Origin of the sequence: Rathayibacter sp. VKM Ac-2926 (genome assembly GCF_022815565.1) — a bacterium.
In the GTDB taxonomy this organism is placed as follows: Bacteria; Actinomycetota; Actinomycetes; order Actinomycetales; family Microbacteriaceae; genus Rathayibacter; species Rathayibacter festucae.
The window spans coordinates 202,508-225,388 of the sequence record NZ_JALGRS010000007.1 but is presented as its reverse complement, the minus strand read 5'-3'; the positions used below and the strand labels follow the sequence as shown (position 1 = coordinate 225,388).

Here is a 22,881-nt window from a genome sequence, read left to right as displayed (position 1 = left end):
GCCTGTGCACGGGAGACGAGGGTCCGGGACGTCACCGGAGCCCATGCGGACGCCCGGATCGGTGCTCCGATCGCGGCCGTCAGCCGGTGACCGGCCAGACGTAGTCGAGCCCCGGCAGGGTGTCCGGGAAGAGCGGCGCGTAGTGCTCCGGGTCCTTCTCCACCAGCTTCGAGCGGTGCGAGAGGTGCACGTCGTCGCGGCCGAACCAGGGCGGCAGCTCGATCGTCCCGGCGCGGTACAGCGCCAGGTCGGCGCGCTGCGTCGCCAGCGCCGCCTCGGTCTTCTCGAGGCAGGTGTCGGCGAAGCCGCGGTCGGTCCAGGCGTCGCAGGTCTCGCGCTGGTAGGCCATCACGGCCGGCCGGTAGCCGCGCCACATCCGCACGGCGGGGTGGTGCTGCCAGCCGTAGCCGGGAACGGTGAGCGCGCGCATGATCTGCAGCGTCTCGATCCGCTGCTTCCCGAGCCGCTTGCTGTCGAGGGCGCGGGCGCTCGCGCGGAGATCGGGGACGGGGAGGAAGGTCTGCACCCGCCCCATCCAAGACGACGCGGATGGTCCCGGGCTGTGTCCGCCCGGACGCCGCCCGGCCACCGGACCGTCACGCCGATGTCGCCTGCGCGGCGTACCGTGCGGCGCATGACCGGTCTCCCCCTTCTCGCCACCGACGACGTCCAGCTGCGCTGGGCGCGCCCCGAGGTGCTCGACTCCGCCCGGCACCGGATGCTCCGGCTGCTCACCCTCGCCGAGCGCCTGCGCTACGAGGCCACCGGCCGCCGCGAGGTGCGCGACGGCTTCCTCCTCGGCCGGGTGCTCGTCCGCGAGCTCGCCGCCGAGACGCTCGGGATCGATCCGCTCGACGTCCGCGTCGACGCGCGCTGCGAGCAGTGCGGCGGGCCGCACGGCCGCCCGGTGCTCGGCGGCGACCACCCGGCGCTCGAGCGGATGCGGATCAGCATCGCCCACTGCGACGGCGCCGTCGTCGCCGCGCTGGCCACCGGTCGCGGGATCGGCATCGCCGCCGCCCGGAGCCGCGCGGTGCGCGAGCGGATCGCCTCGGGGAGCGCGAGCGCGGAGCAGGTGCTGCAGGAGCTGCGGACCCGCGCCGTGAGGAAGGCCGACGGACGCGGGGCGTCGAGCGGCGATCCGGTCCTCTTCCGCACCCGCGAGGGGGCGACGGAGGCGTGGATCGAGGGCTCCGAGGGCTACCTCGCCGTCTCGGAGCCGGTGGTGCACTCGGCGCTCGTCGTCACGGTCGCGGTCGCGCAGGACTGAGGGCGCGTCGCGCCGCACTCGGGCGGTGCCCGTCGGCACGCGGCGCGCGCCGGGGCACCCGACGACGGGCGCCGCCGACCGGTTGTCCCGCCGTCGCGCCCTACTCTCCGAGGACTCTCCTCCCACCGAGTCCTCGGGAGTCCTGCATGCCCGGTCGAGCTGGGCGCGTCCGCGCGCCCGTCCGCCCTCCCGTCCGCGCTCGACGGGCGAGGCGTCCGCGCGCTGTCGCGGCCGTCGCGGCGGCCCTGATCGCACTGGTCCTCGCGGGTTGCGCGGCGTCGGAGCCTGCCGCCCCCGTGCGGAGCGACGACGTCGACATCAGCGCCTCCGAAGACCTCGGCGCCGTCCTCGACCGGTCGACCGCCGTGATCGTGCTCCCGATCGACGCGTACTTCCTCGACCCGGCCACGCAGGGGCGGGTGGCGCAGGCGAACGCGCTGCTGCTCGACGCGTGCCTCCGGGAGGCCGACCGGTCCTACCCGCCGGCCCGGCTCGGACCGATGGTCCGTCCGCCGCTCGCCGACAGCGTCTACGGGGTGTGGACCCAGGAGCAGGCGTCGCGCTCCGGCTACGAGCTCGACGGGGAGCGGACGGCCTTGATGCACGCGCTGGACGAGTCGCTCCTGGCCGCGAGCCGGGCGGATCCGGGCTGGGGGCCCGCCTTCGCCGGCTGCCTCGAGTCGACGGAGCAGCTGCCCGGGCTCGGCCGCGACAGCGCGGACGCGGAGTCGCTCGCGATCACGGAGCTGCCGCGGCGGATCCGGGAGCGGGCGAGGTCCGCCGCCGAGGCGCGGCCGGAGTGGGCGGCGACCCGCGCGCGCTGGAGCGCCTGCCTGGTCGAGCACGGCCTCGTGCTGCGCACCGGCGAGCACTCGCCGGGGACGCCGGAGGTGCCGGTCGACCGCGAGGCGGCGATCCGGGCGGCCCTGATCGACGTGGGGTGCAAGGAGGAGACGGCCCTGGTCGAGACGCTGAGCGGGCTGGAGGCGCGGTACCAGGCGGCGCTGATCGAGCAGCACCGCGAGGCGCTCGCCGAGGTCGCCGAGCGGGAGCACGCCGTCGCGGTGCGGGCGGACGAGATCCTGGCGACGCTCGGGGAGTGAGGGTCGGGTCGGCTCACTCGAAGAGCGAGAGCGTGAGCGTCGAGCGGTAGCCGCCGGCGGCGACGGTCGGCTCGGTGCCGAGCAGGAGGGCGGCGGTCGCGGACCACGAGCCGGACGCCGCGGGGGAGTCGTCGGCGGCGCTGAGGAGCACCGCGTCGCTGAGGCCCGGGCCGCCGTCGAGGGTTCCTGCGACGTGGGGGCCCGCGGAGACCGCGTCACCGGTGCCCCTCAGCTCCGGGGTCCAGCCGAGGTGCTCGGCGCCGATCGTGCGGCCGCTCGCGCCGGTGAAGTCGCTCGCGGAGCCGAGGACGTACCAGCCGGAGGTGGCCGGGCTCTGCGCGGAATCGCGGGTGTCGGTGACCGTGACGGTGGGCAGGGCGCCGATGAACTGGCGGCGCAGGGGGGTGGAGCCGGATTCGACGAGAGTGGCGGACGAGTCGGCGACGGTCATCGACAGGGCTCCGGGGGCGGTCGGCGGGTCGATGGTGACGCCCACGTCGACGCCGCCGGCGTCCTGCTGCTCGGGGACGCGCTCCGGGGACTCGGGCGCGGGAGTCGCGGCGGGGGAGGCTCCGTCGGGGGAGTCGTTCTCAGCGGGGGAGCCGTCTGCGGAGTCGTCAGCGGGCGAGGCGTCGGCGGCCGGGGTGCTCGTCGGCGGGGGGACCGCGCAGCAGGCGGTCGTCGCGTCCGAGCCGCGACCGCTGCGCGTGGCGGAGGACGGCCAGGGCAGGGCCGTCGGCGAGGCGGACGCGGAGGCGACGGGGACGGGGACGGGCGCGGCGGTGGCGGTGGTCTCCGGCGCGGTGACCGCCTCCGGAGCGACAGCCGCCGAGGCGAAGACCAGGCTGAGCGCGAGGGCGGTGGAGGGGACCGCGGTCGCGAGGACGGCGCGGGTGGTGCGGATCACTGAGGTTCCCGTTCTGCCGGACGCGGCGATGCGCCGGCCTGAGATTCCTATCAGTGGCGGGCGGGCGGGGGAGACCCCGCTTCCGGGTGCAGTGGGTGGGTGGGTCTCGATACGCCGCGTGCCGCGGCTACTCGACCAGCATGCAGAGGAGGGGCTGCGGTTCGGCAGGCGAGGGCAGCGGTCCATGCTGATCGAGTAGCCCACGCAGCGGGCGTATCGGGATCCACAGCGTCAGAAGGACGAGTCTGCAGACCTGCCTGCTGAGGACGGTGGGTCTCGATACGCCGCTGCGCGGCTACTCGACCAGCATGAACGGGGCCGCTGCGCGGCTACTCGACCAGCATGGATGGGGCCGCTGCGCGGCTGCTCGACCAGCATGAAGGGTGCCGCTGCGCGGCTACTTGACCAGCATGGAGGGCCGGGTCAGCAGGTGCGGGCCGGGTAGCTCACCTTCTGCTCGAGGGTGGACGGGCCGGACGTCGCGGTCACGGTGACCTCGCCGGACGGCATCGACGCCTGGCGTGTGGTCCAGCTGTGCGTGGCGTTCGCGCCGGCCGCGACGCTCGCGAAGGCCTTCTGCCCGTACGAGGACGAGACGGTGACGCCGATCGGCACGGTCTCGCCGTTGGTCGCCGTCACCGACAGCACGGCCTTGCCGGCGATGCAGCGCGAGGACACGACGGCCGGGACCTTCAGAGCGGGAGCGGCCGCCTCGGGCACCACGATCTCGGTGATCTTCAGATACGAGTTCGGCGTCGAGAAGCTGAGCTTCAGCCCCGTGGCGTCGACCGCGGTGAAGGGGATCGTCGTCAGCGCGCCGTTCGCCGCCGGAGCGACGTTCTGCGCGGACGTCGGGCGCCAGACGCCGTCGGTGCCGCGGTAGGCGATGCTCACCGAGGCGAGCGTGCCCTCGGTGTTCGTGAACGACAGCCCGGCGACGCGGTGCGCCTCCGTGTTCGTCAGCGTGAAGTCCGCACTGCCAGCGAAGGCCTGGTCGGTCCAGGTCGACCACGCCGTCGCGACGTTCCCGTCGCAGGCGTTGCCGGCGGGCAGGGTCGCCCACTTGGTCTGGCTGAACGACGCCGAGACGGCGGCGCCCTTCACCCGGCAGACGTTCACCGGCGGCGCGGTGCCCCAGATCTGCACCTCGGCGATCGACTGCCAGGTGTTCGCGGCGCTCGTCAGGTGGAGGCGGAGGCCGGTGGTGTCCGGCAGCGAGGACAGGTCGAGGGCGACCGTCGGCGCGGCGTCGGTCGCGGCCTGCGAGAGGGTCGCGGCGACGCTGCTCATGGTCCAGGCACCGTTCACCTGGTACTCGACCTCGATGCGCGAGGGCCAGGTCGCCGTCGCGCCGTCCTTGAAGGCGTGCACGGTCACCGAGTCGAGGTTCTGCGGGCTGCTCCAGGAGAAGGCGAGCCGGCTGTCGCGGGGGTAGCCGGTGCCGGTCCAGTCGTCCCAGCCCTTCGCCTTCACGTTCCCGTCGATCAGCGTCGGCGCGAGGTCGGCGCGGCTCGAGACCGTCAGCGAGGCGCCGGGCGCGAGATTCGCGATCCCGGGCTCCGCGACCTCGATCGTGCGGGTGAAGGTGCGGCCGCGCGCGAACTCGGAGTCGGCGGCGAGCGTGCCCGTCACCGTCAGCGTGCCGAGGAGCGCGGGGCCGGTGGGCGCCCAGGCGACCGCGACGTCGCGGGCGGCGGTGTCGGTCTTCACCGAGACCGTGGCGGGCAGGACGGCGGCGACGTCGGCGTTCCGGCGCACCGCGTCGGGGAGGCGGTCGTCGACGACCGACCAGGTGCCGGCTCCGACGCCCTTGTCGTCCCAGTAGGACTCGTTCCAGCCCGCGGCCCAGCGCGCCGGGTCCTCGACGGCGGGGTTGCGCATCTCGAGGCGGCCGTTCTCGCCGATGGTCATCGGCAGCCAGACGTAGTTCGAGTTGGACTCGCCGTCGGCCCAGCGGTCGCCCATGTAGACGTACTTCCCGGGCGCGAGCGTCAGCACGTTGGTCGATTGCGAGCCGAAGGTGGTCTTCCGGGTGTCGCCGACGGAGAGGAGTCCGTCGCCGCCCTCGGGGATCGCGTTGTAGGCGACGTTCTCGTTGACGTCGCCCTTCTCCACTCCGCGGATCCACGAGCCGAGGATCGAGTCGGCCGTGTAGTAGGTCTGCGGGTTGGGCGCCCAGCCGGTCGCTCCGGACGCGATCGTGTAGTACTTCCCGCCGTTCGCGAAGATCGCGGGCGCCTCGAGGTGGCCGCACTCCTTCACGATCTGGAAGTCGGTGCCGCGGACCGGCGCTCCGGCCTTCCCGTCGGCGAAGACGTAGGGGTAGGTGCCGTCGGCCGAGTACTGGTCGGCGTCGAGGGTGTCCGTCGTGGTCGTGCGCTCGACGTTCGTGTAGTCGGCGTCGAGCTTCGCGATGTAGAGGGAGTAGTTCTCCTCGGAGGAGTAGGAGATGTACGCGGTGCCGTCCTCGTCCTGGAAGACGGTCATGTCGCGCGCCTGGCCGGGGACCGCCGAGGTGGTGCAGGCCTGGTAGTTCGACCGGTTGTAGAGCCGGTAGACGCCCTGCATCGTGAAGGGGCCGGTCGGGCTGTCGGAGGTCGCTACTCCCGCCATCGACCGGGCGTAGGTGCTGCCGCCGGGGGTGATCCGGCCGTCGGAGTGCCACCACATGACCCACTTGCCGGTCTTCTCGTTGAAGAGCACCTTGGGCCGCTCGAAGATCGCGGTGTTCGGCGAGGCCTGCGTGGTGTCGAGGTGGTAGTCGAGCTCGGCGATGCGGTCGGCACGCGGCTGGCCGGCGTCGTCGACGGTGTCGTAGAGGGCGTCGAAGTAGGGGGACTTCAGGTCGTCGGGAGTGGCGACGCTGCGCAGCGCGACTCCCTTGTTCTCCCAGTTGTGGCCGTCGGTCGAGCGGTAGACGGCGACGCCGGGGCTGCTCCAGTAGCCCTTGGTGCGGTCCTCGCCGTACCAGTACTGCACCTCCTGGCCGTTCTCCTGCGTGGTGACGATCTGGCCGCCGTGCGCCTGGATGTGGCGCCCGTCGGTGTCGTACCAGGAGGGCTGGAAGTAGTCGGCGGCGGCGCGACCCGGGTCCTGGATCGCGGGGTAGTCGGTGTAGACGGGCGGCGGACTGGTCCGCGGGACTCCGTCGTTCGGGTCGGTGACCACGCCGGAGGGGGCGGCCGCCGCGGGGGACGCTCCCGCTCCGAGGAGGACGGCCGCGAGGAGGGCCGCCACTCCCGCCGCCACGGATCGCTGTCGAGGACTCATGCTGTGCTCCTTTGCACGCCGGACCGATGTTCACGCAAACACCGCTTCTCGACCGTACATGGCGACGTCAACATTAAGCGAGGGGTCCGTGCTGCTCCGCTGGCGGGCGTGGGTCTCGAGACGCCCCTGCGGGGCCGCTCGACCAGCATGCGGGCGCGTCTCGGGGCCCACCGGTCGCGCGGTGGGCAGTCCATGCTGATCGAGTAGCCCGCGGAGCGGGCGTATCGAGATCCACCACCGTTCGGAGTCGGGTCTGCAGGCCCGGCCTGCTGGGCTCGGTGGGTCTCGATACGCCCCTGTGCGGCTACTCGGCCAGCAGGGAGCGCGGGGCGCGCAGCAGCGCGAGCGGGCCGTCGTGCAGCGGCTCCGTCTCCCAGTGCGCCGCGAAGGTGCCGGCGGTGGGGTCGAGCGCGAGGTGCAGGCGGTGCGGCGTCTCGAGGAAGAGCACGTCGACCAGGAGGGCCCCGCCCTCGCCGGAGCCGGCGCTCGCCGCGAACGCGTCCGTGACCGTCCACTCGCCGGAGCCGGGGGCCAGCAGCAGCCGCTCCTCTCCCTCGATCAGCGCGAGGGTCCAGCCGGTGGTGTCGCCCGCGATCTCCAGCGCGGTCAGCGAGCGGATCGCCGACCCGGCCGCGGGCGAGAAGTGCCCGGGCTCCGGCGCCGTGGGCAGTGCGGGGAGCGGCGCGAGCCCGAGCGAGCCGAGGCGCTCGAGCAGCCGGGCGTCGGCGTCGGCCGTCGAGCCGCGGCCGACCGCCGGCAGCAGGTGCTCCCAGACCGCGGCGAGCAGCGCGCCGGTGTCGGTGCTCTGCCCGGTGATGGCTACGACGAGGTCGTGCTCGGGCAGGATCAGGCTGAACTGGCCGTAGGCGCCGTCGGCCCGGTAGCCGTGCAGCGAGCGCCAGAACTGGAAGCCGTAGCCCTGCTCCCAGTCGGGGGAGTCGGCCGGGGGAGTGGCGACGTGGGCGGTCGACGCCTCGGCGACCCACTCCGGCGAGAGGATCGCCACGTCACCCCAGCGCCCCTCCTGCAGATACAGCTGCCCGAGGGCGGCGGCCGCCTCCGTCGTGGTGTGCAGCCCGCTGAAGCCGATCTCGCGATCCGAGGCGTCGCGGATCCAGGCGACCTCGCCGATCCCGAGCGGGTCGAGCAGCCGCGGGCGGAGGTACTCGGTCAGCGGCAGGCCGCTCACGCGCTGCACGATCGCGGCGGCGGCGAAGGTGCAGGGCTGGTTGTAGGCGAAGACGCTGCCCGGATCCTGCTCCGGCGGCAGCAGCAGGAAGCCGCGGACCATGTCGACGGGATCGAGCTCGCGGGCCCGGTCGATGGTCTCGGCGGAGTGCCCGCTCGCCATCGCGAGGATGTCGCGGACGCGGATCGCCCGTGACCGCGGATCCGTGATCTCGGCCTCCAGCTCCGGGAAGAAGGAGAGGACGGTCGCGTCGAGATCGACGAGGCCCTCGCCCACCGCGAGGCCGACCGCCGCGGCGGTGAAGCTCTTGCTGAGCGAGTAGAGCAGGTGCAGCCGCTCGGCCGAGTACGGCGCCCACCAGCCCTCGGCGATCACGGCGCCGGCGTGCACGACCATCAGGCCGTGCAGCTCGACGCCGGGAGCGGCCTCGATCGCGTCGAGCAGATCGAGGACGCCACCGGCGTCGAGGGCGTGGGCGGAGGGGGAGCTTCTCGGCAGTGAGCGCGTCATGCCTCGATGCTACGCAGGCGTGCTCCCGGCCGAGGCGGGGCCGCTGCCGCCGAACGGTCTCGTCGTCAGCGGCCCTCGCCTCCAGGGCTCGGGTCAGCCCGCTGCCGGTCCCGTCGGCAGGGTGAGGGTGCCGGTGAAGGGGGTGGAGTAGCGGGTGCCGAGGGGGGTGGTGCCGGAGAAGGTGCGGCTGAAGGTGATGCTCCCGGCGTCGAGGTCGGCCTGGGTGACCTGGGCTCGGACCTGGTAGTAGGGAGCGGGCTGGCCGGGCGTGAGGACCATGCTCGTGTCGTTGATGTTGCGGAGTTCGACGTCGCCGCTGTTCACGGGATAGGCGATCCAGGTGATCCGGGTGCCCACCTTGACGGCTTCGCCGTTCTTGAGTTCGAGGTGCCCCTCGAACTCGCCGGAGAGCCTGGGGCGCTCGGCGGGAGCGGGCAGGGCCAGCGTGCCGGTGACGGCACCGGAGGTGTAGCGGGTGCCGGAGACGGTGACGGCGTCGTAGGTCCTGCTGACGCCGACGCTGCCGGCGTCGAGGTCGGCCTGGGTGACCTGGCTCCTCCAGGAGAAGTGGTCGGTGGTCTCACCGGGGGCGAGGTCGACGTCGATGCCGTCGATGGTGCTCAGCTCGATGTCGCCGGTGTTGGCGAGCTCGGCGGTCCAGGTGATCCAGGTGCCGGCAGTGACGGGCTCACCGTCCTTCGTGTCGAGGACGCCGGTGAAGTGCCCGTCGATGCCGGGGTGCTGGACCGGGAGGGTGAGGGATCCGGTGATGGTTCGGGAGTTGTACGGGGTGCCGTCGGGGGTGGTGGCGGAGAGGGTAGCGGCGAAGGTGGCGGTGTGGGCGTCGATCTCTTCCTGGGTGAGCTTGGTCTGCCAGTAGCCGTTGGTGGCGGTCTGGCCGGGGGCGAGGTCGGTGTCGGTGCCGTTGAGGTTGTTGAGGGTGACGTCGCCGGTGTTGGTGGCCTCGATGTGCCAGGTGATCGTGGTGCTGGTGGTGGCGGGTTCGCCGTCCTTCTTGTCGAGGGTGCCGACGAGGCGTGCGCTGACGCCGGGGTGCTCGACGGGGAGGGTGAGGGAGCCGTGGAGGGTGGGGGAGTTGTAGGGGGTGCCGTCGGGGGTGGTGGCGGAGAGGTTAGCGGCGAAGGTGGCGGTGTGGGCGTCGATCTCTTCCTGGGTGAGCTTGGTCTGCCAGAAGAGGTGGGTGGTGGTCTCGCCGGGAGCGAGGTCGGTGTGGCTGCCGTTCAAGTCCTTGAGGGTGACGTCGCCGGTGTTGGTGGCCTCGATGTGCCAGGTGATCGTGGTGCTGGTGGTGGCGGGTTCGCCGTCCTTCTTGTCGAGGGTGCCGACGAGGCGTGCGCCGAGGCCAGGGTGCTGGACCGGGACGGGCGCGGGCGACGGGGTCGCAGTGTGCGCGGTGACTGTCGCCGTCCCCGGCGACGCCCCGTCGGCGTGCGCGGCGGTCGCGGCGCCGCCGAGGAGGACGAGGGACAGCGCTGCCGAGACCGTCACGTCGAGGGCTCGTGCGGTGTGACGGCGGCCGGAGGTGGATCTGGGGGAACTGTGGCGCGGGGTCATGGCGCTCCTTGGCGTGAAGGGTGAACAGAGGATGTGAAGCATTGTCACATCCACCGTCGACCCGGATCGCGTCCGTCGTTCCCTGTGGCGCGAGACGCGCCTCTCAGTCGGCCTGGGTGGGGAACGGCCCGAGGTCGAGCAGGAAGCGCAGGATCTCGCCGGCCGGGGCGCGGACGGCGGGGCCGGAGCCGAGCGACCAGGAGGCGTCCGTCGGCACGAGGGAGCTGCCGCGGGCTGCGGCGCGGATGGCCAGCGGGGCGCGGAGGGAGCGGTCGAGCGCGACGGCGCCGGACACGCGCTCGGGGAGCACGGTCTCGGGGGCGAGGGCGAGCTCGACCCTGACCGCTTCGACCAGCTCGGCGACGCCGGTGGGGCCGCGGCCGGCGCGGCGGGCGGTGGCGAGGGCGGTGAGCGCCGCCGGCAGCGCTGCCGGGGCGGGAGGATCGGCGGCCTCGCGAGCGCCGAGGCGGGAGGCGAGCCGTTGCGTCGTGCTGCTGGAGAGCCGCACGACGAGCGCGCCGAGAAGAGGGGTGGAGACGGCACTGGCCGCCCCGCCCTCCGCGAAGGAGGGGGAGGCGGCCAGGACGGCGAGCCGGTCGAGCCGATCCGCGACGAGCGGGCGCCAGTCGTTGCTGACCCCCGACTCGTCGACCGAGGCTCCGGAGCTGAGCGGCAGGAACCGCGACCAGTCGGCCACGACCGGAGCGGCTAGCGTCCGCCGGAGCGGCGCTTGTTGTAGACGTCGAAGGCGACCGCGAGCAGGAGCACGAGGCCCTTGACCGCCTGCTGCCACTCGATGCCGATGCCCATGATCGACATGCCGTTGTTCAGGACGCCGATGATCAGACCACCGAGGATCGCGCCGCCGATGGTGCCGACGCCGCCCTGGACGGCCGCGCCGCCGATGAACGCGGCCGAGATGGCCTCGAGCTCGAAGCCGTCGCCGGCCTTCGGGCCCGCCAGGTTGAGGCGGGCGGTGAAGACGAGGCCGGCCAGCGCCGCGAGGACGCCCATGTTGACGAACAGCCAGAAGGTGACGTTGCGCGTCTTGATGCCCGAGAGCTCCGCGGCGTGCAGGTTGCCGCCGATGGCGTAGACGTGGCGGCCGAAGACCGAGCGGTTCATCACGACGCCGTAGACGAGGACGAGGACGGCCAGGACGATCAGGGTCACCGGGATGCCCTTGAACGACGAGAGCGCGAAGGCGAACGCGGCGACGACGACGGCGATGAGGACGAGCTTGGTGACGAACCAGGCGCCGGGCTCGACGCCCTGGTTGTACTTCTGGCGGCCGCGGCGGGTGCGCACCGACTGGACGGTGAACGCGACGATCGCGAGCGCGCCGACGCCGAGCGACAGCGGGTCGAGACCGGTGGTCTCGCCGAACAGGTCGGTGAGGAAGCCGTTGCCCAGGGCGCGGTACTCGATCGGGAAGGAGCCGATGTTCGCGTTGCCGAGGACGACGAGCGCCAGGCCGCGGAAGATCAGCATGCCCGCCAGGGTCACGATGAACGCGGGTATCCCCACGAACGCGATCCAGAAGCCCTGCCAGGCGCCCACCAGAGCTCCGATGAGCAGCGAGAGCACGATCGAGACGAACCACGGCAGGCCCATGTTGACGGCGAAGACACCGGACATGGCGCCGACGAACGCGGCGATCGAGCCGACCGAGAGGTCGATGTGCCCGGCCACGATGACCATCACCATGCCGATGGCGAGGATGAGGATGTAGCCGTTCTGGACGATCAGGTTCGAGATGTTCTGCGGACGCAGGAGGATCCCGTTGGTCATGATCTGGAACAGCAGCACCACCACGATCAGGGCGATGAAGATGCCGTTCTTGCCCAGGTCGCCCAGCACGTGGCTGAGGCGCTTGGTGAACGCGTTCTCGGTGGGGTTCACCTGCGCTCCCGCCGCCGTCGGCGGGGTGTTCTGCAGATCGGTCATCGTTGCTTCTCCTGGGTCATGAGGGTGAGGACGGCCTCGGGCGTGGCCTCGGCGATGGGCAGCTCGCCCGTGATGCGGCCCTCCGACAGCGCGTAGACGCGGTCGCAGATGCCGAGCAGCTCGGGCAGCTCGGAGGAGATGACGATGATCCCCTTACCCTCCGCCGCGAGCTTGTTGATGATGGTGTAGATCTCGTACTTCGCACCCACGTCGATGCCGCGGGTGGGCTCGTCGAGGATCAGGACGTCCGGGTCGGAGTAGATCCACTTCGAGAGGACGACCTTCTGCTGGTTGCCACCGGAGAGCTTCCCGGTCTTGGCGAGCACGGTCGGCGACTTGATGTTCATGCTGCCGCGGTACTCGTTGGCGACCTCGAACTCGCGGTTGTCGTCGACGAGTCCGGCGCTGGACACCTTGGGCAGCGACGCGAGCGAGATGTTCCGCTTGATGTCGTCGATCAGGTTGAGGCCGTAGTGCTTGCGGTCCTCGGTGGCGTAGGCGAGGCCGTGGGCGATCGCCTCCGACACGTTGCGCATCCTGATCTCCTTGCCGGCCTTGAAGACCTGGCCGGAGATGCGGCTGCCGTACGAGCGGCCGAAGAGGCTCATCGCGAACTCGGTGCGGCCGGCGCCCATCAGGCCCGCGATGCCGACGATCTCGCCGCGGTGCACGGTGAGGTTCACCTTGTCGACCATGACGCGGGTCGGGTCCTGCGGGTGGTGCGCGGTCCAGTCGACGACGCGGAGGATCTCCTCGCCGATGTGCGGCGTGTGGTCCGGGTAGCGGTGGTCGAGGTCGCGGCCGACCATGTCCTTGATGATCCGGTCTTCCGTCACGTCGTCGTGCGCGATCGTCTCGATCGTCTTGCCGTCCCGGATGACCGTGACGGTGTCGGCGATCTTCTTGATCTCGTTGAGCTTGTGGCTGATGATCAGCGAGGTGATGCCCTGCTCCTTGAGGTGCAGGATCAGGTCGAGCAGGTGGTCGGAGTCCTCGTCGTTGAGCGCCGCGGTGGGCTCGTCGAGGATGAGCAGCTTGACCCGCTTGGAGAGCGCCTTGGCGATCTCGACGAGCTGCTGCTTGCCGACTCCGATGTCCTGGATCTTGGTGGTGGGGTTCTCCTTCAGGCCGACCCGGGCGAGCAGCGAGGCCGCCTCCTGGTTGGTCTTGTTCCAGTCGATCAGACCGGCGAAGCCGCGGACCTCGTTGCCGAGGAAGATGTTCTCCGCGATGGAGAGGTAGGGGCTGAGGGCCAGCTCCTGGTGGATGATGACGATGCCCTTCGCCTCCGAGTCGCGGATGCTGGCGAACTGCATCACCTCGTCCTCGAAGACGATGTCGCCCTCGTACGTGCCGTGCGGGTACACGCCCGACAGCACCTTCATCAGCGTCGACTTGCCGGCGCCGTTCTCTCCGCAGATCGCGTGGACTTCGCCGCGCTCGGCGTTCAGCGTGACGTCCTGGAGCGCCTTCACGCCCGGGAACGTCTTGGTGATGCCGCGCATCTCGAGGATGTTCGTGGTCACGCGTGCCTCCCTTCCTTCGTAGTGGGGGAGGGCGCCCGATGGGCGCCCTCCCGGGGTCGTGCTGACGTCAGTGGAGGCGGTGCTTAGCCGTTGACCTCGGCGTCGGTGTAGTAGCCGCCGTCGACCAGCACGGACTGGATCTGGTCCTTGGTGACGATGACCGGCTCGAGCAGGAAGGACGGGACGACCTTCTCGCCGTTGTCGTAGGTCTCGGTGTCGTTGACCTCGGGCTCGGTGCCCTCGAGGACGGCCTGGGCCATGGAGACGGCCTCCTTGGCGAGCTCGCGGGTGTCCTTGTAGATGGTCGCGTACTGCTCACCCGAGATGATCGCCTTGACCGAGTCGAGCTCGGCGTCCTGACCGGTGATGATCGGGAAGTCGGTGCCCACGGTGTAGCCGGCGTCCGTCAGCGCGGAGATGATGCCGCGGCTGAGGCCGTCGTAGGGCGAGAGGACGCCCTGGATCTTCGAGCCGTCGGAGTACGTCTTGGTGATGATGTCCTCCATGCGGCTCTGGGCGACCTCGGGGTCCCAGCGCAGCGTGGCGACGGTGTTGAACTCGGTCTCGCCCGACTTCACGACGAGGGTGCCCGCGTCGATGAACGGCTTGAGGGTGTCCATCGCGCCGTTGAAGAAGAACGTGGCGTTGTTGTCGTCGGGGCTGCCGGCGAAGAGCTCGATGTTGAAGGGGCCGGCCGGGGCGCTCGCCGCGGCGGTGCCCTCGAGGTCGGTCAGGCCGAGGCCCGCGAGGAGCGAGGTGGCCTGCTGCACGCCGACCTTGTAGTTGTCGAACGTGGCGTAGTAGTCGACGTTCGGCGAGTCGCGGATGAGGCGGTCGTAGGCGATGACGGGGATGTCGTTGGCCTTGGCCTCCTCCAGCACGCTGGTGAGGGTGGTGCCGTCGATCGAGGCGACGATCAGGGCCTTGGCGCCCTTGGTGATCATGTTCTCGAGCTGCGAGACCTGGGTGGGGATGTCGTCCTCGGCGTACTGCAGGTCGACCTGGTAGCCGGCGTCCTCGAGCTGCGACTTGACGTTGTTGCCGTCGGCGATCCAGCGCTCGGAGGACTTGGTCGGCATCGCGACGCCGACGAGGCCGCCGTCGCCCGAGCCGGAGCCCGAGTCGCCGGAGCCGCTCGAGCAGGCCGCGAGGGAGAGGATCATCGCGCCGCCGGCGAGGCCGGCGATGAGAGCGCGCTTCATTGTGGTCACTGTGATTCCTTCGTCATTGAATGCAGCGGGTGCTGGGCTGCCGCGGGGTGCCAGCGGCGGCGGGACGCTCATGTGAGCGATCACATGGAGTGATGCTAGACCCGCTGGCGGCAATCGTGCCACCACGGATGTCTCGACTCGATAACGGCGCGGATCATCGGTGCGCCGCGCGCACGACGGCCGCGAGCGACCGGGGAACGGCGGTGGAGCCGCGGACCATCAGCTGCGGGTCGATCGGCGGAGACGCTTCGGGACGCTCGCCCTCGATCAGGCTCAGCAGCGTGGCCACGCAGCGTCGGCCGAGCTCGGCGAAGTCCTGCCGCACGCTCGTCAGCGGCGGCCAGTAGTAGGCGGCTTCGGGGATGTCGTCGAAGCCGATGACGCTGACGTCCTCGGGGACGCGGATCCCGCGCTCGTGGAACGCGCTCATCACGCCGAGCGCCATCTGGTCGTTGGCGGCGAAGACCGCGGTGACGTCGAGGAGGCGGCTGAGCTCGAGGCCGACGTGGTGGCCGCGCTCGGCGCTCCAGTCGCCGAGGATCGGCGGGCGCAGCGGCAGGTTCCGGTCGCCGAGCTCCACCAGGTAGCCGCGCATCCTGGCCTCGGCCTCGATCCAGTCCTGCGGACCGGAGAGGTGCACGATCTCGGTGTGGCCGAGCTCGATCAGGTGCGCGGTCGCCATCCGTGCGCCGGCCATCTGGTCGACGTAGAGCGCGTCGCCGCGCTCGGCGTCGGTGGTCTGCAGGGTGACGTTCGGGATCCGCAGCGCGACGCCGGAGAGGATGTCGAAGACGCGGATCTGCGGGGCGATGACCACCAGACCCTCGACCGCCTGGTTGAGCAGGTGCCGGATCCCGGCCTGGATGGAGTCGCCGTCGGTGCCGTCGACGTTGGCCGTGACGACGAGGTAGCCGGCGTCGCGGGCGGCGACCTCGATGGCCTGGATGCTCGACGCGGGGCCGAACTGCAGGCTCTGCGAGGAGAGCACCCCGATGGTGCGGGTGCGGCTGGTGACCAGGGCGCGGGCGGCGAGATTGGGGCGGTAGTCGAGCTCGGCCATCACGCCGAGCACGCGCTTCTTGGTCTCGGCGCGCAGGCTCGGGTGGTCGTTGAGCACCCGGGAGACGGTCTGGTGCGACACTCCGGCGGCCCGGGCGACGTCGTAGATGCTCGGGGCCCGCGGCGCGGGCTTGTCTTCCGGCATCGGGCACCGTGGCTTCCTGTGATCGGGCGGCGCTTCGTCGCAGGGACGCGGGTGCCGCTGCGATGCGGGGCCCGCCCGTCCGCGGGCGCGTGTGAGCACACCTTACGTCTCCCGCGGGGCGGAACCCCTCTCAGGGGGACGCGGGGGTGCGCGGGGCTCCGGCTCGTGGAACGGGGGCGGGCACGTCGGATCGCGGGGTTCCGGCGTGCCGGGGGTTGTTTCGCGTGCCGGAGGTCGGGGCGACGGAGGTTCGGCTCGCGGGATGGGGTCGGGCTCGCGGGATCGCGGGGTTCCGGCGTGCCGGGGGTGGTTTCGCGTGCCGGAGGTGGGGCGGGCGGAGGTTCGGCTCGTGGAACGGGGTCGGGCTCGTCGGATCGCGGGGTATCCGCGTGCCTGGGGCGGTTCCGCGTGCTGGAGCTGACGCGTCGGAGCTTCGGCTCGTGGAACGACCTCGGGCTCGTCGTTCCGGGGGCCTCTCGCGTGCCGGAGTTGTTTCCGCCTGCCGGCGGTGGGCGGGGGAGCGGCGGTGGGCTGGAGGGTAGGCGCTCGACAGCGGGATGGCCAGCACCTCGCCAGCGGAGCAGGGCGGACCGACGATGGAGGGGCAGGCGGGACGCGCACCGGCGCACGACCGGCGCGACGGCCCGCCCCATCAGCACCGCTCCGCATCACCGCGGGCACCGACGAGAGGACGACCGATGGGCTTCTGGGGACAGGACGACGACGACTCGCACGGCAGGCCGCGCCCGGTCGACGAGCCGCTGGGCGAGCTGGAGCTCGTGCACGAGTTCACCGACGGGCCGATGCCGACGGGTGTGAGCGTGTCGCACACGGGCCGGATCTTCGTGAACTTCCCGAAGTGGGGCGACGAGGTGCCGGCGACGGTCGTCGAGCTGCGGGACGGCGTCGCGGTGCCGTTCCCGGACGAGGCGTGGAACTCGCCCGACGGGGACGACGACGCGGAGGCGCTGGTCTCGGTGCAGAGCATCGTGGTCGATCCGGCCGACCGGCTGTGGATCCTGGACACGGGCAGCCCGCTGTTCCAGCCGACGAAGCGCGGCGGGCCGAAGCTCGTCTGCGTCGACCTGGCGACGGACACGGTCGAGAAGGTGATCGTCCTCGAGCCGGACGTCGCGCTGCCGACGACCTACCTCAACGACATCCGCTTCGATCTGCGGCGCGGGATCGCCTACATCACCGACTCCGCCGACTCCGGGCCGAACGGGATCATCGTCGTGGACCTCGAGTCCGGCACTGCCTGGCGCCGCCTGCACGAGCACCCCAGCACCAAGGCGCTGACGCCGCCCGAGCTCGTGCCGATGGCCGAGGGGCGGGTGCTGATGAAGCGGCCGGCCGACGGCGACCCCGAGCCCGTGACGATGGGCGCGGACGGCATCGCGATCTCGGCCGACGGCGAGCGGCTCTGGTACTGCCCGCTCGCCTCACGGCGCTGGTACAGCGTGGCGACCGACGCGCTCGTCGACCGCGGCGTCTCCGACGAGGACGTCGCTGCGACGGTCGTCGACGAGGGCGACAAGGGCGGCGGGGCGGACGGACTCGAGACGGACGACCGGGGCCGCTTCTACGCGACGAGCTACGAGAACAACGCGATCGTGCGCCGCCGCACCGACGGCACCATCGAGACCCTCGTGCACGACGAGCGCCTGCTCTGGCCCGACACGATGTCGCTCGCGATCGACGGGCACCTCTACGTCACCGCCAACCAGCTGCACCGGCAGGCCGACTACCAGGGCGGGACGGACCTGCGGACCTACCCGTACTCGCTGTTCCGCCTCGCGGTCGACGCGGGGCCGGTGCTGCTGCGCTGAGCGGCGCCGCGTGCCGGTCGCGTACAGGACCGTGCCGGTCGTGCGCCGAACCATGCCGGTCGGGGGCCGAACCATGCCGGTCGCGCGTCGAAACATGCTGGTCAAGTAGCCGTGCGCGGGACGGCGTATCGAGACCCCGCGTCTGCAGAACGGCGGATCTCGATACGCCCGCTGCGCGGGCTACTCGATCAGCAGGAGACGCGGGCTACTCGATCAGCAGGAGGCGGGCTTCTCGCTGGAAGCGCCGCCTTTCATGCTGGTCGAGTAGCCCCGAAGGGGCGTATCGAGACCCTGCGTCTCCAGAAGGGTGGATCTCGATACGCCCGCTGCGCGGGCTACTCGATCAGCATGCCCGGCCCGCTGCGCGGGCTACTCGATCAGCATGCCCGGCCCGCTGCGCGGGCTACTCGATCAGCATGAGCCGTCAGGCGACGCCGGCCGCGCGGCGCACGAGCACGGCGACCGTGGCACGGGTCGCGTCGTCGGCCGCGGTGAGCGCGTAGGCCGTCGGCCAGATCGTGCCATCGTCGAGCTGCGCGCCGTCCTGGAAGCCGAGGGTCGAGTAGCGGGTGCCGAACTTCGCGCCCGGCTGGAAGAAGACGATCGCCTTGCCGTCGGCGCGCGCGTAGGCGGGGAAGCCGTACCAGGTCTTCGGCAGCAGCTCGGGCGCCTCGGCGGCCACGACCTCGTGCAGCATCTGCGCGATCGGACGCTCGACGTCCGTCATCGCGGCGATCGCCGCCTCCGCGTCGGCCTTCTCCGCGGCGGTCTTGTCGGCGCTCTTCTGCCGCTTCGCCTCCTCGCGCAGCTCGGCGGCGCGCTGCTTCATCGCGGCGCGCTCCTCTTTCGTGAAGCCGTCAGCCATGGGAGTCTCCTTCGCGCGGGCCCGGGCGGTCCGTCGGGGCTCATCGTGGCAGTCGGCGGCGATCGCGGCAACGGCGGAGACGGCCGCCCGCTCGGCAGCCGTGTCGGCGGCCGCCGGTAGCGTGGACGGATGCGCCTCCTCCTGATCCGCCACGGCCAGACCCCCTCCAACGTCGACGGCATCCTCGACACCCGCATCCCCGGACCCGGGCTCACCGAGCTCGGCCGCAGCCAGGCGGCGGCCCTGCCGACGACGCTCGCCGACGAGCCGATCGGCGCGCTCTTCGTCTCGACGATGAAGCGCACCCACGAGACGGCCGCGCCCCTGGCCGCCGCGCTCGGGCTCGAACCGGTCGAGCGCGCGGGCATCCGCGAGATCGCGGCCGCGGGACTGGAGATGCGCGGCGACGAGGCCGCGGTCGAGGAGTACATGGGCACGGTCTTCCGCTGGGCGGGTGGCGAGACCTCGCTGCGGCTGGCCGGCGGCGAGACGGGCGACGAGTTCGCCGCCCGCTACGACGCGGTGGTGGCGGAGGCGGAGGCGACCGGCCACGACGTCGTCGCGCTGGTCAGCCACGGCGCCGCCATCCGCTGCTGGGCCGGGCTCCGCTCGCTCGACCTCGACGCGGACTTCATCGCCGACCACCTGCTCGACAACACCGGCATCGTGGTCCTCGAAGGCTCGGGCTCGGAGTGGTCGCTCGTCTCCTGGGAGGGCGAGCCGGTCAGCGGCGTCGGCGTCACGGCCCCGTCCGGGCCGGCGGGCGAGACGACGGACTGACGGCGGGGGATCTCGATACGCCCGCTTCGCGGGCTACTCGATCAGCATGAGCGGTCCGCTTCGCGGGCTGCTCGATCGACATGAGAGGTCCGCTGCGCGGGCTGCTCGATCATCCGGGCGCAAGCGGGCATCCGCGGGTAACGATCGGGCAACGGTGCGGAAACCGGCCCTGACCAGCACCGGAGTCGCCGCATAGCCTGGCTCTGCATCGTTGCAGAGCCCCTGATGTGGAGTCCGCCGTTTGTCCGGACGGACACCCGCGGCTACCGTGGACGGCGGTCCTCGAGACCCCGATGAATCGGTCCGCGCTCGTGCGGCGTCCTCCCCGACGTGCCGCGAGCGTACGGTCAACGGGTGCGCGAGGCGGCCCCGTGGCTGCCTCCCGGACGAACCGGAATCGCCTCCGCGCCCCCTCCGCTCACCGCGGCGGGACGCCCGCGGAGGCTGGAGAGACGGACGTCCCCCGCACCCGACCCGGCACCACGAGATGAGAGTGCAGGGATGCGTCCCTGCGCGCCGACGGAGTGCATGTGCAGCAGAATCAGCAGGACATCAGCGAGCCCGGGAACGGAGCCGGAGCCGCCACAGCGACCCTCGAGCGGGAGGGCCCGGCCCTCGAGGCGAGGAACCTCTTCAAGGTCTTCGGGCGCCGGCCCGAGGAGGTCGTGCGGCGGCTGCGCGAGGGCGCCGACCGCGCCGACCTCGCGGGCCAGGGCACCGCGGCGGTGATCGACTCCTCCTTCGAGGTGCGCCGCGGCGAGATCTTCGTCGTGATGGGGCTGTCCGGCTCCGGCAAGTCGACGCTCATCCGCATGCTCAACGGCCTGCAGGAGCCGACCGCGGGCGAGGTGCTGATCGAGGGCACCACGATCACCGGCGTCTCCGACAAGGAGCTCCGCCGCGTGCGCCGCTCCTCGATCTCGATGGTCTTCCAGCACTTCGCGCTGCTCCCGCACCGCACCGTGCTCGACAACGTGGCCTACCCGCTCGAGATCCAGGGCGTGCCGGCGGCGGAGCGCCGCGAGCGCGCGCTGCTCGCGGTCGAGCGGGCCGGCCTCGCCGGCTGGCACGAGAAGATGCCGGACGAGCTGTCCGGCGGCATGCGCCAGCGGGTCGGACTGGCCCGGGCGCTCGCCGCCGACACCGACATCGTGCTGATGGACGAGGCGTTCTCGGCGCTCGACCCGCTCATCCGCCGCGAGATGCAGGAGCAGCTGATCGAGCTGCAGCACGAGCTCGGCAAGACCATCGTCTTCATCACCCACGACCTCAACGAGGCCATGCTCCTCGGCGACCGGATCGCGGTCATGCGCGACGGCCGGATCGTGCAGATCGGCACCCCGGAGGAGATCCTCACCGACCCGGCGAACGACTACGTCGCGCAGTTCGTGCAGGACGTCGACCGCGCCCGCGTGCTCACCGCGTCCGCCGTGATGGAGCCGGCGCGCTCCGTCGTGACGCTCGCCGCCGGCCCCCGCGCCGCCCTGCGCACCATGCGCGACCAGCAGACCGCGGCGGCCTTCGTCGTGGGTGCCGGGCGGCGCCTCCTCGGCACCGTCCGCGACCGCGACGTGATCGAGCAGGTCCGCGCGGGCACGACCGACCTCTCGCTCGTCGTCACCGAGGCCGTCGTCAGCGTCGGCCCGGACACCGCGCTCAGCGAGATCATCGAGCCGGCCGTCGAGTCGGCGCTGCCGGTCGCCGTCGTCGACGAGGCGGGGCGGCTCCTCGGCGCGATCCCGCGCGTGACGCTGCTCGCGGCCCTCGGCAATCTCGGACCGCAGACCGGCGGCGTGCCGCTCGTCGAGCCGCCCGCGACCCTCCCCACCGAGATGGTCACCGCGACCCTGCACGCGACCGGCGGCCCCGTCGACGACGCCGTGCTCGCGAGCGAGGGGGGCGTGCGATGAACCCGGACCTCCGCCTCCCGCTCGGCGCTGCCGCCGAGGGCGTCGTCGACGTGCTGACGCAGACCTTCCAGCCCGTCTTCGACCTGCTCCGCACGGTCTTCGGCGCCGCCTACACCGGCGTCGACTTCGTGCTGGCGACGCCGCCGTTCTGGGTCGTCATCGCCCTGATCGCGGTGCTCGCCTACGCTGCGCGCGGCTGGGTCTTCGGGCTCGGCTCCGCGGTCGGGCTGCTGCTGATCGCGAGCGTGGACCAGTGGGACAACGCGATGGACTCGCTCGCCCTGGTGCTCGTCGCCTCCGCCGTCGCGATCGCGCTGAGCGTGCCGCTCGGGATCCTCGCGGCCCGCAACCGGACCGCCTCGACGATCCTGCGCCCGGTCCTCGACTTCATGCAGACCATGCCGGCGTTCGTGTATCTCATTCCGGCGCTGATCCTCTTCCGCGTCGGCGTCGTGCCCGGCATCGTCGCGACGATCGTCTTCGCGATGGCACCGGGCGTCCAGCTGACCGAGCTGGGCGTCCGCGGTGTCGACTCCGAGCTGGTCGAGGCGGGCGAGTCGTTCGGCTCGTCGAAGTGGCGCATCCTCCGCCAGATCCAGCTGCCGCTCGCGCTGCCGTCGATCCTGGCCGGCCTCAACCAGGTCATCATGCTCTCGCTCTCGATGGTCGTCATCGCGGGCATGGTCGGCGCGGGCGGTCTCGGCGGTGACGTCGTGGCCAGCATCGGCCGGATCGACGTGGCGCTCGGCTTCGAGGCCGGCATCGCGGTGGTGATCCTGGCGATCATCCTCGACCGGATGACGAGCGCCCTCGGCGCCCCGTCGCCGGCCCGCGTCGCCCGGGCGAGCAGCCGCAAGGCCGTCGTCGCGACCCGCACGGCCATCGCCGCGGTGTCGGTCGGCGTCGTCGCCTCACTCGGCGCCTCGGCCGTCGCCGGACCGGCGACCACCGCGTCCGTCGACAACGGCGACCGCACCGACGTCACCCTCGCCGTCTTCCAGGGCTGGGACGAGGGCATCGCCGCGTCGCGGCTCTGGGGCGCGGTGCTCGAGGAGGAGGGCTACGACGTGACGCTGCAGAGCATCGACGTGGCGCCCGGCTTCTCGGGTCTCGCCAGCGGCGACTACGACCTCGCGCTGGACACCTGGCTGCCGGTCACCCACGGCGACTACCTCGACGAGTACGGCGACCGCATCGTCGACCTCGGTGCCTGGAACGACGACGCGAAGCTCACCATCGCGGTGAACGAGGACGCGCCGATCGACACCCTCGAGGAGCTCGCGGCGAACCCCGAGGTCGTCGGGAACCGGCTCGTCGGCATCGAGCCCGGCTCGGGGCTGAACGGGATCACGACCGACGCGGTCATCCCCGGCTACGGCCTGGAGGGGATGGAGTACCTGACCTCGTCGACGCCCGCGATGCTGCAGGAGCTCTCCAGCGCGACGGCGGCCGGCGAGAACATCGCCGTGACGCTGTGGCGGCCGCACTGGGCCTACGACGCGTTCCCGGTGAAGGACCTCGAGGACCCGAAGGGACTGCTCGGCGAGGCCGAGGGGATCCACGCCTTCGGCTCCGCGTCGTTCGACAGCGAGTTCCCGACGCTGAGCAGCTGGCTGCGCGACTTCCGGATGGACTCGGACACGCTGTACTCGCTCGAGAACGCGCTGTTCAACGAGGGCGCCGACGACCAGGACGCGGCCCTCGAGTCGTGGCTGGCGGAGAACCGGGAGTACGTCGACGGGCTGACGAGCTGACGAGGGGATCTCGATACGTGCGCTGCGCGCC

At 71.9% G+C, this 22,881-nt stretch carries 17 protein-coding genes; 6 read left to right on the top strand and 11 right to left on the bottom strand.

What is annotated here, in order from left to right:
* Positions 1–79 precede the first annotated feature (79 nt).
* Positions 80–526, bottom strand: coding sequence for an MSMEG_6728 family protein (locus MT351_RS12090; protein ID WP_132437614.1), 447 nt, complete (start codon positions 524–526; stop codon positions 80–82).
* 108 nt (positions 527–634) lie between these two features.
* On the opposite strand from MT351_RS12090, the gene MT351_RS12085 reads away from it, so the two are divergent.
* Both MT351_RS12085 and MT351_RS12080 read left to right on the top strand, forming a co-directional pair.
* A complete protein-coding gene (locus tag MT351_RS12085; protein WP_132437615.1) occupies positions 635–1,270 on the top strand; it encodes a 4'-phosphopantetheinyl transferase superfamily protein in 636 nt (211 codons plus the stop codon).
* A gap of 296 nt (positions 1,271–1,566) precedes the next feature.
* A complete protein-coding gene (locus MT351_RS12080; protein ID WP_132437616.1) occupies positions 1,567–2,373 on the top strand; it encodes a hypothetical protein in 807 nt (268 codons plus the stop codon).
* A gap of 13 nt (positions 2,374–2,386) precedes the next feature.
* On the opposite strand, the gene MT351_RS12075 is transcribed toward MT351_RS12080, so the two are convergent.
* From MT351_RS12075 to MT351_RS12035, 9 genes are all read right to left on the bottom strand, one after another.
* Positions 2,387–3,280: a hypothetical protein gene (locus tag MT351_RS12075; protein WP_132437617.1), complete on the bottom strand. Its 894-nt coding sequence runs from the start codon at positions 3,278–3,280 to the stop codon at positions 2,387–2,389.
* A 423-nt stretch (positions 3,281–3,703) separates the two neighbouring features.
* Positions 3,704–6,550, bottom strand: coding sequence for a glycoside hydrolase family 43 protein (locus MT351_RS12070; protein ID WP_243582286.1), 2,847 nt, complete (start codon positions 6,548–6,550; stop codon positions 3,704–3,706).
* Between the two features lie 304 nt (positions 6,551–6,854).
* Entirely contained in the window at positions 6,855–8,249 is a 1,395-nt protein-coding gene (locus MT351_RS12065) for a serine hydrolase (RefSeq protein ID WP_132437619.1), read from the bottom strand.
* Positions 8,250–8,342: 93 nt separating this feature from the next.
* The gene (locus MT351_RS12060) at positions 8,343–9,758 is read right to left on the bottom strand and encodes a hypothetical protein (RefSeq protein WP_165932479.1); all 1,416 of its coding nucleotides are present in this window, start codon (positions 9,756–9,758) and stop codon (positions 8,343–8,345) included.
* Between the two features lie 169 nt (positions 9,759–9,927).
* Positions 9,928–10,521 (bottom strand): hypothetical protein, encoded by a 594-nt coding sequence (locus MT351_RS12055; RefSeq protein WP_132437621.1) that lies wholly within the window; start codon positions 10,519–10,521, stop codon positions 9,928–9,930.
* 11 nt (positions 10,522–10,532) lie between these two features.
* On the bottom strand, positions 10,533–11,771 hold the full coding sequence (gene mmsB / locus MT351_RS12050) for a multiple monosaccharide ABC transporter permease (RefSeq protein WP_123447756.1): 1,239 nt from the start codon (positions 11,769–11,771) through the stop codon (positions 10,533–10,535).
* Positions 11,768–13,297, bottom strand: coding sequence for a multiple monosaccharide ABC transporter ATP-binding protein (mmsA, locus tag MT351_RS12045; protein WP_123447755.1), 1,530 nt, complete (start codon positions 13,295–13,297; stop codon positions 11,768–11,770). Before mmsA ends, mmsB begins: the two co-directional genes overlap by 4 nt.
* A gap of 83 nt (positions 13,298–13,380) precedes the next feature.
* Entirely contained in the window at positions 13,381–14,499 is a 1,119-nt protein-coding gene (chvE, locus tag MT351_RS12040) for a multiple monosaccharide ABC transporter substrate-binding protein (protein ID WP_132437646.1), read from the bottom strand.
* Between the two features lie 163 nt (positions 14,500–14,662).
* On the bottom strand, positions 14,663–15,712 hold the full coding sequence (locus MT351_RS12035) for a LacI family DNA-binding transcriptional regulator (RefSeq protein WP_123705241.1): 1,050 nt from the start codon (positions 15,710–15,712) through the stop codon (positions 14,663–14,665).
* A 698-nt stretch (positions 15,713–16,410) separates the two neighbouring features.
* On the opposite strand from MT351_RS12035, the gene MT351_RS12025 reads away from it, so the two are divergent.
* Positions 16,411–17,541, top strand: a complete 1,131-nt coding sequence (locus MT351_RS12025) for an L-dopachrome tautomerase-related protein (RefSeq protein WP_132437622.1) — start codon at positions 16,411–16,413, stop codon at positions 17,539–17,541.
* Between the two features lie 424 nt (positions 17,542–17,965).
* On the opposite strand, the gene MT351_RS12020 is transcribed toward MT351_RS12025, so the two are convergent.
* Positions 17,966–18,406 (bottom strand): hypothetical protein, encoded by a 441-nt coding sequence (locus MT351_RS12020; protein ID WP_132437623.1) that lies wholly within the window; start codon positions 18,404–18,406, stop codon positions 17,966–17,968.
* A 129-nt stretch (positions 18,407–18,535) separates the two neighbouring features.
* On the opposite strand from MT351_RS12020, the gene MT351_RS12015 reads away from it, so the two are divergent.
* The 3 genes from MT351_RS12015 (at position 18,536) to MT351_RS20325 (ending at position 22,850) form a co-directional block, all read left to right on the top strand.
* Positions 18,536–19,186: a histidine phosphatase family protein gene (locus MT351_RS12015; protein WP_123737322.1), complete on the top strand. Its 651-nt coding sequence runs from the start codon at positions 18,536–18,538 to the stop codon at positions 19,184–19,186.
* A gap of 551 nt (positions 19,187–19,737) precedes the next feature.
* Positions 19,738–21,096, top strand: coding sequence for a glycine betaine/L-proline ABC transporter ATP-binding protein (locus MT351_RS12010; RefSeq protein ID WP_243582308.1), 1,359 nt, complete (start codon positions 19,738–19,740; stop codon positions 21,094–21,096).
* Complete coding sequence (locus MT351_RS20325) at positions 21,093–22,850, top strand: ABC transporter permease/substrate binding protein (RefSeq protein ID WP_308197747.1); 1,758 nt, start codon at positions 21,093–21,095, stop codon at positions 22,848–22,850. The genes MT351_RS12010 and MT351_RS20325 overlap by 4 nt, the downstream gene beginning before the upstream one ends.
* Positions 22,851–22,881: the final 31 nt, after the last annotated feature.

Coding starts and splice junctions, on each gene's coding strand:
- chvE (WP_132437646.1), bottom strand. CDS start 14,499: ATGAAGCGCGCTCTCATCGCCGGCCTCGCCGGCGGCGCGATGATCCTC.
- MT351_RS12015 (WP_123737322.1), top strand. CDS start 18,536: ATGCGCCTCCTCCTGATCCGCCACGGCCAGACCCCCTCCAACGTCGAC.
- MT351_RS12035 (WP_123705241.1), bottom strand. CDS start 15,712: ATGCCGGAAGACAAGCCCGCGCCGCGGGCCCCGAGCATCTACGACGTC.
- MT351_RS12020 (WP_132437623.1), bottom strand. CDS start 18,406: ATGGCTGACGGCTTCACGAAAGAGGAGCGCGCCGCGATGAAGCAGCGC.
- MT351_RS12070 (WP_243582286.1), bottom strand. CDS start 6,550: ATGAGTCCTCGACAGCGATCCGTGGCGGCGGGAGTGGCGGCCCTCCTC.
- MT351_RS20325 (WP_308197747.1), top strand. CDS start 21,093: ATGAACCCGGACCTCCGCCTCCCGCTCGGCGCTGCCGCCGAGGGCGTC.
- MT351_RS12085 (WP_132437615.1), top strand. CDS start 635: ATGACCGGTCTCCCCCTTCTCGCCACCGACGACGTCCAGCTGCGCTGG.
- mmsB (WP_123447756.1), bottom strand. CDS start 11,771: ATGACCGATCTGCAGAACACCCCGCCGACGGCGGCGGGAGCGCAGGTG.
- MT351_RS12025 (WP_132437622.1), top strand. CDS start 16,411: ATGGGCTTCTGGGGACAGGACGACGACGACTCGCACGGCAGGCCGCGC.
- MT351_RS12065 (WP_132437619.1), bottom strand. CDS start 8,249: ATGACGCGCTCACTGCCGAGAAGCTCCCCCTCCGCCCACGCCCTCGAC.